The 11943-nt window shown below is 67.2% G+C and carries 10 protein-coding genes; 2 read left to right on the top strand and 8 right to left on the bottom strand.

What is annotated here, in order from left to right; translation table 11 throughout:
* Positions 1-172: 172 nt before the first annotated feature.
* Positions 173-619, top strand: coding sequence for an Hsp20/alpha crystallin family protein (locus tag ACIBJI_RS18200; protein WP_364346186.1), 447 nt, complete (start codon positions 173-175; stop codon positions 617-619).
* A gap of 137 nt (positions 620-756) precedes the next feature.
* On the opposite strand, the gene truA is transcribed toward ACIBJI_RS18200, so the two are convergent.
* The 8 genes from truA to infA all read right to left on the bottom strand — a co-directional run bounded on the left by truA (position 757) and on the right by infA (position 5879).
* The gene (gene truA / locus ACIBJI_RS18195; RefSeq protein WP_364346531.1) at positions 757-1623 is read right to left on the bottom strand and encodes a tRNA pseudouridine(38-40) synthase TruA; all 867 of its coding nucleotides are present in this window, start codon (positions 1621-1623) and stop codon (positions 757-759) included.
* Positions 1624-1931: 308 nt separating this feature from the next.
* Complete coding sequence (rplQ, locus tag ACIBJI_RS18190; RefSeq protein WP_364346184.1) at positions 1932-2459, bottom strand: 50S ribosomal protein L17; 528 nt, start codon at positions 2457-2459, stop codon at positions 1932-1934.
* Positions 2460-2585: 126 nt separating this feature from the next.
* Positions 2586-3644 (bottom strand): DNA-directed RNA polymerase subunit alpha, encoded by a 1059-nt coding sequence (locus tag ACIBJI_RS18185; RefSeq protein ID WP_040686662.1) that lies wholly within the window; start codon positions 3642-3644, stop codon positions 2586-2588.
* 107 nt (positions 3645-3751) lie between these two features.
* On the bottom strand, positions 3752-4357 hold the full coding sequence (gene rpsD / locus ACIBJI_RS18180) for a 30S ribosomal protein S4 (RefSeq protein WP_327095488.1): 606 nt from the start codon (positions 4355-4357) through the stop codon (positions 3752-3754).
* 20 nt (positions 4358-4377) lie between these two features.
* A complete protein-coding gene (gene rpsK / locus ACIBJI_RS18175; RefSeq protein WP_014349147.1) occupies positions 4378-4791 on the bottom strand; it encodes a 30S ribosomal protein S11 in 414 nt (137 codons plus the stop codon).
* Between the two features lie 11 nt (positions 4792-4802).
* Positions 4803-5174 (bottom strand): 30S ribosomal protein S13, encoded by a 372-nt coding sequence (gene rpsM, locus ACIBJI_RS18170; protein ID WP_040686660.1) that lies wholly within the window; start codon positions 5172-5174, stop codon positions 4803-4805.
* 220 nt (positions 5175-5394) lie between these two features.
* The gene (gene rpmJ / locus ACIBJI_RS18165; protein WP_040686659.1) at positions 5395-5508 is read right to left on the bottom strand and encodes a 50S ribosomal protein L36; all 114 of its coding nucleotides are present in this window, start codon (positions 5506-5508) and stop codon (positions 5395-5397) included.
* A gap of 149 nt (positions 5509-5657) precedes the next feature.
* A complete protein-coding gene (infA, locus tag ACIBJI_RS18160; protein ID WP_003418601.1) occupies positions 5658-5879 on the bottom strand; it encodes a translation initiation factor IF-1 in 222 nt (73 codons plus the stop codon).
* A gap of 905 nt (positions 5880-6784) precedes the next feature.
* On the opposite strand from infA, the gene ACIBJI_RS18155 reads away from it, so the two are divergent.
* A complete protein-coding gene (locus ACIBJI_RS18155) occupies positions 6785-11569 on the top strand; it encodes an AAA family ATPase (protein ID WP_397084952.1) in 4785 nt (1594 codons plus the stop codon).
* The last annotated feature ends 374 nt before the right edge of the window (positions 11570-11943 follow it).

Raw genomic sequence — 11943 nt, 5'->3', positions numbered from 1 at the left:
GGCCGCCGCCGTCCATATTCCGTCCGGGGCCGCACTCCGATCCGAGGCGGTCGCCAAATTTCGAGCCGACCGTTAGCACTCTCATAACGCGAGTGCTAACTTGGATAGTGCACAGCTTCCGGCGCCCGCCGCCGTGGCAGGCGTCACCGCTAGTGAAATGGAGGTGATTGCTGTGCTTCGGTTCGATCCATTCCATGACATCGACACCGTTGCCCGCCAGCTGCTCGGCGAATCCATGGGGACATCGCGCGCACCACGATTCATGCCGATGGATCTGTTCAAGGCAGGCGATCATTACGTACTCAATGCCGACCTGCCCGGTGTGGACCCCGGCTCGGTGGATGTGAGTGTCGACAACGGCACCCTCACCCTGCGCGCGCAGCGCAGCCTGCCGAGTGACGAAGGCGTCCAATGGATCGCGTCCGAGCGCTTCGCCGGCACCTATATGCGCCAGCTCAGCCTCGGCGACAATGTCGATGCCGACAAGATCAGCGCGACCTATAACAACGGCGTGCTTTCAGTGACGATTCCGATCGCCGAACGGGCCAAGCCGCGCCGTATCGAAATCTCCGGTTCCAACCAGCCGCGGACGATCGAGGCGGGTTCGTCCAGCAAATAGCTGGTCATGCTCCCGCACCGCACCGCGCCCGCCGAATCGCGGTGCGGGAGCCCCGCCTTCACACGGGGGCACATAGGTTGTGGTCGCCGCGCTCAGGTTAGACCTTCTGTGCGATGTCAAGATGTGATGCGCCGAGCTCAGCTGCCACAGCAGCCTTCATCAACAGTTGGGACCGTACGCATTTCGCGGGTTTCGGCATTGCGCGCGGCGAGGTCGGCAACGTCCGGATAGTCGACGGCGATGAGACTCAGGCCGTGCGCGGGCGCCACGGTGACCGAGCTGGAGCGCTCGGTTTCGTTCAGTAATGCGGCGACCCAGTCGGGCGTGCGACGCCCCTCCCCGACCGCGAGCACCGCGCCGACGAGGCTGCGGACCATGGACCAGCAGAACGCATCCGCGCTCACATAGGCGGTCAGCAGGTCACCGTCACGCTCCCAGTCGAAGCGCTGGAGTTCGCGGACGGTGGTCGCACCATCACGACGGCGGCAGAATGCGGCAAAGTTGTGCAGGCCCAACAGCTTTCGCGAGGCCGCGCGCATGGCCTCGAGATCGACGTCGTGACGACAGGCGACAACGCTGCGGGCCCGCAGCGGCTCGGCCCCATAGGGCGCGGTGGTCAGCCGGTACGCATAGTGGCGGCGGATCGCCGAGAAGCGGGCGTCGAATTCGGGCGCGACGACGCGAATATCCTTGATCCGCACGTCTTTCGGCAGGAACCGTGCCATGCGATGGATGAGCTTGGCCGCCTCCGGTTCGGTGCGGGTATCGAAGTGCGCGACCTGCCCCTCGGCGTGCACACCGGCATCGGTGCGCCCCGCGACCGTCAATTGGATCGGCTCGCGGAACACTTTGCTCAGCGACTCTTCGAGCACACCCTGCACCGTGCGCAGTCCGGGCTGTCGCGCCCAACCGATGAAATCGGTGCCGTCATAACTGATATCGAGCCGAATTCGAACCGAGTCGACAGCGGACTCCGGCCGAGCATCGGCTTCGGCGGTTCGCACGACTCCCGTCGAAGCCACCGGCGCAGGCTCGTTCGACGCCGTCGAATGCCGGGTCGAATCCACCGAATCCTCGGTCGCAGCTCCGTCCTCGCCGACGCTCGGCTCCGCGGCGACCGGCGGTGTCGTGCCTTCGGTTCCCTCGCTGCGCTCGGTCACAGACGATCTCCTAGTCGATACGAACGCCGGCAACCCTCCGGCCGGCACCACTCACCACGCGAAACCCGATACCAACGCGGCGATCTCGGATACGAATGAGCCCGCCGACCCACAAGGGGCGGCGGGCTCGTTCGAGAACTCCAACGCGAGCGTCAGGCGTCCTTCTTGTCCTCAGCGGCCTCGTCGGCAGCGGGGGCCTCGGCCTCGACGGTCTCGGCGACTGCCTCTTCGGCCTTCTCCTCGACCACGGTCTCGGCGGCGGGCGCCTCGGCCTTCTTGGACGCGGCAACGCGACGGGCGCGGTCGGCCTCATTGGTCACGGTCTTCTCCCGGACCAGCTCGATAACCGCCATCGGCGCGTTGTCACCCTTGCGGGGCAGCGTCTTGGTGATGCGGGTGTAACCACCCTCGCGGCCCTCGAACGACGGACCGATCGAGGCGAAGAGCTCGTGGACGACATCCTTGTTGCGGATGACCTTGAGCACCTCGCGCCGGTCGGCCAGGGTGCCGGCCTTCGCCTTGGTGACCAGCTTCTCGGCGTAGGGGCGCAGCGCCTTGGCCTTGGACTCGGTGGTCGTGATACGACCGTGCTCGAAGAGCGCCGTGGCCAGATTGGCGAAGATCGCCTTCTGATGCGACGCCGACCCGCCGAAGCGGGCACCCTTCTTGGGCTTGGGCATTGTTTGTTCTCCTGTGTCTTATTGCGGCGCTCCCGGCGCCCTGCGTGTTTACGCTCCGCTACCGCCTCCGGGCGCGTCGCTCACGCCGCGGGTGCGAGGCCGGGCCGGGGTGCCTACCCCGACGACCTAGAGCTGTTCGGTCTCGGCGTAGTCCTGCTCGCCGCCATCGGTGTCACTGAACGTGCCGCTATCGCTCCACGTTCCGGTGCTCGCGTCGTAACCCACCACGGACGAAGGATCGAACGAGGCCGGGCTGTCCTTCAGCGAGAGGCCCAGCGCATGCAGCTTGACCTTGACCTCGTCGATGGACTTCTGGCCGAAGTTGCGGATGTCCAGCAGATCCGATTCGGTGCGGGCGACGAGTTCGCCGACCGTGTGCACGCCCTCGCGCTTGAGGCAGTTGTAGGACCGGACGGTGAGGTCCAGGTCCTCGATCGGCAGACCGAACGAGGCGATGTGATCCGCCTCGGCCGGCGAAGGGCCGATCTCGATGCCTTCGGCTTCGACATTGAGCTCACGGGCCAGGCCGAACAGCTCGACCAGGGTCTTGCCCGCCGAAGCGAGCGCGTCCCGGGCGGTGATGGAGTTCTTGGTCTCCACGTCCAGGATCAGACGGTCGAAGTCGGTGCGCTGCTCGACACGGGTGGCCTCCACCTTGTAGGTCACCTTGAGCACCGGCGAGTAGATCGAATCCACCGGGATCCGGCCGATTTCCGCGCCGGACGCCTTGTTCTGCACCGCCGGGACGTAACCGCGACCGCGCTCGACGACGAGCTCGATCTCCAGCTTGCCCTTGTCGTTCAGGGTGGCGATGTGCATATCCGGGTTGTGCACGACAACACCGGCAGGCGGCACGATGTCACCGGCGGTGACGGTGCCCGGGCCCTGCTTGCGCACGTACATCGTGACCGGCTCGTCCTCCTCCGAGGACACGACCAGACCCTTGAGGTTCAGGATGATGTCGGTGACATCCTCCTTCACGCCGGGAACGGTGGTGAACTCGTGCAGGACGCCGTCGATGCGGATGCTGGTGACCGCGGCCCCCGGAATCGAGGACAGCAGGGTACGCCGCAGCGAGTTGCCGAGGGTGTAACCGAAGCCCGGCTCGAGCGGTTCGATGGTGAACTTCGAGCGGTTCTCGGCGACGACCTCTTCGGTCAGCGTCGGACGCTGTGAAATCAGCATTTTGGATCATCCTCCTGTACGGGCGCCCACTATTTGACGCCCACGTCTTGGGGGTTGTGCGTGGTCGCGGGCAATGCCGACGACCACGCACCAGCAGCGGTGAGCTGTTACTTCGAGTAGTACTCGACGATCAGCTGTTCCGACAGCGGCACATCGATCTGAGCGCGCTCGGGCACCTGGTGCACCAGGATCCGCAGCCGGCCCGGGATCACCTGCAGCCAGCCCGGAACCGGGCGGTCGCCGACGGTCTCACGCGCGACCTGGAACGGCAGCGTGCCGAGCGACTTCTCCTTGACATCGATGATGTCGTACTGGGTCACCTGGAAGCTGGGGACGTTCACGGCCCGGTTGTTCACCAGGAAGTGACCGTGGCTGACCAGCTGGCGAGCCTGCCGACGGGTGCGCGCCAGACCGGCGCGGTACACGACGTTGTCCAAGCGGCACTCGAGCAGACGGAGCAGGTTGTCACCGGTCTTGCCCTTGAGGCGGTTGGCCTCTTCGTAGTACCGGCGGAACTGCTTCTCCATGACGCCGTAGGAGAAGCGCGCCTTCTGCTTCTCCTGCAGCTGGAGCAGGTACTCGCTCTCCTTGATCCGCGCGCGGCCGTGCTGGCCGGGCGGGTACGGACGACGCTCGAACGCCTGGTCGCCTCCGACGAGGTCGACCCGCAGACGACGCGACTTGCGGGTGATAGGGCCTGTGTAACGAGCCATTTTTCGTTATTCCTTTCCCGCTAGACGCGACGCCGCTTGGGCGGACGGCAGCCGTTGTGCGGCTGCGGGGTGACATCGGAGATCGTGCCGACTTCCAGGCCTGCGGCCTGCAGCGAACGGATCGCGGTCTCGCGGCCCGAACCCGGGCCCTTGACGAACACGTCGACCTTCTTGACGCCGTTCTCCTGCGCCTTGCGGGCAGCGTTCTCGGCGGCGAGCTGCGCGGCGAACGGGGTCGACTTGCGCGAACCCTTGAAGCCGACGTGGCCCGAGGACGCCCACGAGATGACGTTGCCGGACGGGTCGGTAATCGACACGATGGTGTTGTTGAACGTGCTCTTGATGTGCGCGTGGCCGTGCGGGACGTTCTTCTTTTCCCGGCGACGCGACTTCTGGGTCTTCTTGGGGCCGGAGGCCCGACTCTTCGGAGGCATCCTTATATCCCCTACTTCTTCTTGCCTGCGACGGTGCGCTTCGGGCCCTTGCGGGTGCGCGCGTTGGTCTTGGTGCGCTGGCCACGCACGGGCAGGCCACGACGGTGGCGCAGACCCTGGTAGCAGCCGATCTCGATCTTGCGTCGAATGTCGGCCTGCACCTCGCGGCGCAGGTCACCCTCGACCTTGAGGGCCGAGCCCTCGATGTAGTCACGCAGCTGCGTGACCTGCTCGTCGCTGAGATCCTTCGAGCGCAGGTCGGGGCTGACGCCCGTTGCCTCGAGGATCTCCTTGGAGCGGGTACGGCCGATGCCGTAGATGTAGGTCAGCGCGATCTCCATGCGCTTTTCGCGCGGGAGATCAACGCCCATGAGACGTGCCATGTGGCAGGTTCCTTAATCGTTGCGGAGGTCTGCTCCCTGTCCGTCCCCTCGTCTGGTGGGGCACCGGCCTCCGTACCGGTGGTTGGCTCGCACACCTTCCGACCTTGCGATTCCGAGGAACCGCGCGATCCGAATATCCGCAGTGTGCGGCTGGAGCTGGGAGTTCTTCTTTAGTTGGCCAAGCCGATCAGTGATCGGTGCCCGGCTGGTGCCGCGAAAATCAGCCCTGGCGCTGCTTGTGGCGCAGGTTCTCGCAGATCACCATGACCCGACCGTGACGGCGGATCACCTTGCACTTCTCGCAGATCTTCTTGACGCTCGGCTGAACCTTCACGTCCGTCCAATCTTGTTCGGTTCACACGGGTGTGAACACAGTTTTTCCCCAGCCGGGAGACTGGGGAAGCCTTTGCCGCCGCACTGGGCGCCGTGCTCGATGGGCAAAGCCCAGGCCCTGATGGGGGTCCGGGGCGAAGCCCACTCGATTCACTTGTAGCGGTAAACGATGCGGCCGCGTGAGAGGTCGTAGGGCGAAAGCTCGACGACCACACGGTCCTCAGGAAGGATGCGAATGTAGTGCTGCCGCATCTTTCCGCTGATGTGCGCGAGAACCTTGTGCCCGTTCTCGAGCTCGATCCGGAACATCGCATTGGGCAGCGGCTCGACAACTCGACCCTCGACCTCGATGGCCCCGTCTTTCTTCGCCATGTCCTCCGCGATCCCGGTTTACGCTCAAACCTGGTTTGATTGCCTTGTATCTGATTCCATGTAACTCATCGGTCGAACCGATCAGTGGCATGCAAACAGTCGGCGCGTAGGTGCACCGCCGACCAAGCTTACCGGTTTAATTGCTGGCAGGCCAATTCGCCCTGGTCACACGGAGCGGGGGCTCCTACCGTTTCGCCTCTGGTGCGCGTGTGGCGGTGCGTCGACCCGCAGTTGCCAGCGTAGTCATGCTGCCCGCAGCTGCGTCAGAGCCGTGATCCTCGCACAGCAGCCACTGTCGGTGACGGGACCGGAAGTCGGTTCTGCTCTGATTGTCGTGGAGTCGAGTCCAGCGGCTTCTCCGGCGCGGGCATCTCATCTGACACGGTTCCCCATCTTCCTCGGCATGCTTACTCGGCATGGGCAAGGCAACGGCATCCAGTTTCGTCGCCATTCCAGCGCGGCCGAGCGGGAGGATGGCAAGTACTTCGTGAATAGGTCGCACCGGAAGCGGCGGGCGCACTCGCGGAGGCGACCACCGGTGCCGCTGATGCGATCGAGGGGGTTCGCCACTCCGGCAGGTGCGAGGGGAGCGTTGCGGGAAGACGTTGCTTGCCGGGATGCATGAAGCCATTGCCGGATATAAGAGGCCGTCGGAGGCCGGGTCCGAGGCGGGACGCCGGTGGCGAAGCAGACGCGCGGCAATCGACCGCGCAGTCAGCCCGTACACCCAACGCGGGCCATTTTCGGCCTATCTCATCGAGTGGTGCATGGGGCCCAACAGATCCCGCGAGGGAAGTGCTCGAAAACCCGGCCGTTCGGGCCACTCCCCAACCGTGATGAGGCAGACTCGTCGCGTAAACTGACCACAGCCCAAAAATAAAGGTCGAGCAGATCAAGGGGGACATGTGAGCCGTAATAACGACGGCCTCCCCATGCTGCCCCCGTGGCTATCCGAGAGCGATGTCACCGGCGGCTACGAAGCGCCCGTACAGAACCTGCCACACGACGACCTCATCGATGAAGCGCCTTCGCGGCGTGGACGTTCCAAGCGCGCGCCGGAGACCGAACGTCCCGAAGCCGCGCGCCGGGACAAGCGCCGATTCGGCCGACGCAAAGGTAAGGACGAGCAGCCCGAGGAGCAGAGCCCGCGCCCGGGTTCACCGGGGCGCGAATTGTCCGGGCCCGGTTTCGAACTACACAGCGGACCGGGTGGCTTCCAGGGCCCGAACGCCTTTCGTGGACCCGAGCCCCAACGCGGCCCCGAGCAAGGGGACCCGCGCCAGGGGCCACCGCAGCACGACTCCGGCCCACACGCGCGCCCGGCTGGACCAGCTCAGGGTTCGCCGCATCCGGAAAACGGCTGGCAAGGCAGCAATCCGCTGCCGACCCGCAACCCGCGGCAGCCCTCCGCCGCCTTCGACCCGCTCGGCAGCAGGCCGCCGACGCCACCGTCGCAACCGCTGGTGCCGCCACACCCTTCCGGCCCGCAACAGCCCGCTGCCGACTACCAGCAGCCGGGCGCTACCCGAACGTCTCCCGCCCAGCAGTTGGGCGCAGGCCAACCGCCTGCTTTCCAGCAGCCGCCCGGTTTCCAGCAGCCAGGTACGGGGCAACCGACTGCCACAGAGCCGCCCGCGTCCGTCGAGGAAACGGTGCGCTACCAGACGTCGCGCCCCGACCTGCCGACCCCGCCGAACCAGGCCGCGGCACAACCGTATTCGCCTACCGCACCGAAGCCGCCGACGAGCGAGCACCCGGGCATGCCGCCGACCGGCGACTTCGACGCTTCGACGCCATGGCTCGATACGCCACGCCCCGAACAGGGCCGACCGACCCCCGAACCCGCCGGTATAGGCCCACACACACCCGCAGACTCGGCACCCGCGCAATCCGGCCATCCGTCGACGCCCGAAAACCGCTCGGACAATGGCCAACTCACGCCGCCCCCGCCGGTCGGCGCACCACACGCATCGACCTCGCATGGCACCGACGGGCTCGACGAACCGCACGCGCGCGGAATCGACGACCCGTCCGCGCAGCTCACCCCACCGCACTCACGCGGGACCGATGACCCACCTTCGCGACTCGATGAACCGCGCCCACCGGGCGCTCATGGTGTCGACGGACCGCCGACCCGGCACGACGAACCACGGCCGCACGATCCGCGCGGAATCGACAGTCCACCTTCGCGACTCGACGAGTCGCGGCCGGGCTCTCGTACCGACAGCTCAGGCCCGGGACTCGACGAGTCGCACCTTGGCTCGGACGGCGGCCAAGGCTCGGCGCGGCAGATGGACGAGACTGTTCAGCCGGGCGCACAAGGTGACGATGGTCCGCCGCCCTGGCTTACGCCGCAGCAGTCGACTGAGGATCAGACCGCTGATGCACAGGCGGCCGCCCGTAGCGGCCAGCGGCCTGAATTGCCGCCGCCACCAGCGGAATTCGATGCGCCGTCGGCTGTGGATTCCAGCGTACCTTCCGACGCCGGCGTCGCAGGTGGTTCCGGCTCGGCAGCCGGGGCAGCGACGGATGAACCAGGGGCAGCAAGCCGTACGGACCAGGACGACTCGGCGCGAGCGCCGGGTGCCGAGCAGGCCGCGAACGACGCAGTCGGTTCCGTCGAAGACACGGGCGATCGCGCGGAATCCCAGGGTGCGACACCGATATTCGATTCCGCCACGGTCGATCCGACGAGGCGACCGGGCAGCTCCCCACGGGTTACCAACACCGGCCACCCCACCGCGAGCGGATCACCTTCGGGCACAACATCGTCCGCGAGCGGCAATGCACCGCACGACTACGGCCAATACGGTCAGGCGCCGCGAACGGCCAACGACGATCCAGCCTCCGCGCAGGCACCCAGCTCGGGGGCAGCACCAAAGACGCCGGGCCAGTTCCATCGCCCCGCGTCCGCACTACAGGCACCCGGCAACGACTTCCAACGACCCCCATCGGCACCACACGCACCCGGTGGCGAGTTCGACGCCCCCGCGGCCGCAGCACAAGCTCCGGGCGGCGACTTCCACCGACCGGCATCGACACCGCAGGCACCGGGCGGCGAGTTCCGCCAGCCGCCGTCAGCTCACGGAGCTGATTTCCAAGGGGCTACCGGCACCGGAGAGTCGGAATCCGATCGGCCGCAAGGTGATAGCGGCTCGGCGGCGCCCGAATGGGTCACCGGCTCCGATCCCGCCGGTTCTGAGCTCCAAGGACCGGCGGCGACACCGCAGGCATCGGACGAGGAGCGCGGACGTCCAGGCTCGGGACCGCAGGGAACGGTAGCCGAATCCCAGCTGCCGATCGGGACCGCCGCGCAGTCGGGATCCGCTGCGGCGCAACGGGAACGTGGCTTGGCCGCGCCTGCCTGGACCGCGCACCCCGTGCCCGGAACGACAGACGCACCGACGCCCATCGGTGGACGACACCGGTTGCCATCGGAAATCGACGCGGCCGCCGCGGCAAGTGAGTTCAGCGGTGATCCCGCAGGGGCGACCGACACCGCTGGCGATCAGCAAGTTCCGACCAGTGAGCGGTCGGCACCGCATGGGCCGCACGACCAAGGAAACGCGGCCGGAACGGAACAACCCGACGTAGCCGAAGGGCGGATCAGCGACCGCGATGCGCCTGGGTACGCGCAGCCCCCAGCGGGACCGCAAGCACCGGGTGCCGACCAGCCGAATGGTCAGTGGCACAACGGTCCTGGGTATGCGCAACCGCCCACCGGCCAGGCACCGGTCGACGATCAGGCAGGCCCACCTCGGCAGAGCGGAGCCGGACCCTCGGGCCGAGCACCCGGCAGCGACCAAGCGCCATGGCAGAACGCACCCAGCCCCACGGCGCAAACGCCCAGCAGCGATCCGGCGGGGCCGTGGCAGAACGGACCCGGGTACGCGCAATCGTCTATCGGGCAGGCACCCGACGGCGATCGCGCACCTTGGCAAGGCGGACCGGCGCCCACGGGGCAAGTCCCCGGCAGCGACCATGCGCCATTGCAGGGCGGACATGGAGCAGCGGGGAACGCATCTGGCGACCAGGCACTGCGGCAGGGCGGTCCGGTGCCCACGGGGCAGGCTCCCGGCGGCGACCAGGCACAGTCCCAGAGCGGCCCCATCGGACGTACACCCGCCGGCAACCAAGACCCCCCGCCGAGCGGCCTCGGCCCTGCGGGGCAAGCCGCTGGCAGTAATCAAGCCGCGCAGTGGCAGAGCGGGCCCGCGTACACGCAACCGCCCATCGGGCAGGCGCCGGTCGGTGATCAGGCTGGCCCACCATGGCAGAGCGGCCCCGTAGGGCAAGCCCCCGGCGACGATCACGCACCATGGCAAGCCGGACCCGCGCCTACGGGCCAAGCACCCGGCGGCGACCAAGCACCGCAGCACGGCGAACTCGGACCGACAGGTCAGCCCCCCGGCGGCGAGGCACCGTGGCACGGCGGCCCCGGGCACACTGGCCAAGCGCCTGACGGCGATTACGCAGCGCGGCAAGGTGCGCCTGGGTATGGGCAGCCGCAGATCAGGCGCGCACCCGAGGGTGAGCAGTGGCAGAATCCGGCGGCGCGGGCATTGGGGCCGCAGTCGCCGACGGGTGAGCCTGCTGACCAATGGCAGCATGGGCCGGGGCCGATGGGACAGCAAGCGCCCGTTGGGGATCCGCAGGGGTACGGCCAACCGCCAGCTGGGCCGCAAGGGCCGGGGTATGGGCAGGGGATGCCGCCCGGGTATCAGCAGGGTGGGCAGTATCAGCCGCAGCATCCGCATGGGCCGCAGCCTTCGCTGGATGACGTGCCGTTGCGGCGGGCGAAGAAGTCGCCGAGCAGTGGGTGGCGCAAGGCCGTGCACCATGTTTCCGGTGGCGCGATCAACCCCGGGTTGTCCGCGGAGGAGCTGCGGCTGCAGGAGTTGGTGGCGCGGATCCGGCAGCCGGTGCGTGGTGATTATCGGATCGCGGTGCTCTCGCTCAAGGGTGGCGTCGGAAAGACGACCACGACAATGGGTCTCGGGTCGATCTTCGCCTCCATCCGTGGTGACCGGGTGATCGCGGTCGATGCCAATCCGGACTTCGGCACGCTGTCGCAGCGGGTGCCGTTGCAGACCCGCTCGACGGTGCGTGATCTCCTGCTCGATCCCGCGATCCAGCGCTATTCGGATGTGCGCAGGCATACCTCGCAGGGCACCAGCCGATTGGAAGTACTTGCCAGCGAACGGGATCCGGCGGCGTCGGAGGCGTTCAACGACGAGGAGTACCGCGCGGTCGCGCGCATCCTGCAGCGGTTCTACAACATCATCCTGACCGACTGCGGTACCGGACTGATGCATTCGGCCATGGGCGGCGTACTCGACCTCGCGCATTCGCTTGTGCTGATCTCTTCGGCCGCGATCGATGGCGCGCGGAGTGCGGCGGCGACGCTCGACTGGTTGTCCCTGCACGGCCACGACCATCTGGTTCGCAATGCGGTCGTGGTGATCAACCTGCCGCGTGAGGGTTCCCCGAATGTCGGCATCCAGCAACTGCGCGAATACTTCCTGTCGCGCTGCCGCGCGGTGCACATCATTCCGTACGACTCACACCTGTCCGAGGGCGCCGAGATCGATCTGCACCGCCTGCACAAAACCACCAAGCGCGCCTACGTCGAACTCGCCGCGACCGTCGCCGACGAATTCGGAATCGACCACCGCCGCTATAGCGTCTGATACGCCGCGCCCGCCGCGCGGCGTATTTCCGGCCCCTGGTGTCTCGCGTCCGACCCGGTCGAGCGACCGCAAGCGTTCGCTAGCGGCTCTTTTCGAGTGACCGCAAGCAGTCCCAGCGGCCCCCTTTCGAGCGACCGCAAGCAGTCCCAGCGGCCCCCCTCTCGAGCGACCGCAAGCAGTCCCAGCGGCCCCCCTCTCGAGCAACCGCAAGCAGTCCCAGCGGCCCCCTTTCGACCCGCAAGCAGTCCTAGCGGCACAGCCGAGACTCGCACCTGCGGCGATGCGCTTCGGCCACTCGGCTGAGTTCGATGGCCGCGCCTTCGCGCGAACGCGAGACGGGCCGCGAACTTCTCCCTGGTAAGACTCGCTCCGTC

The organism is Nocardia sp. NPDC050408, assembly GCF_044458905.1.
In the GTDB taxonomy this organism is placed as follows: domain Bacteria; phylum Actinomycetota; class Actinomycetes; order Mycobacteriales; family Mycobacteriaceae; genus Nocardia.
Note: the sequence above shows the minus strand (reverse complement) of the source record. Positions and strands in the feature narration are given on the sequence as shown.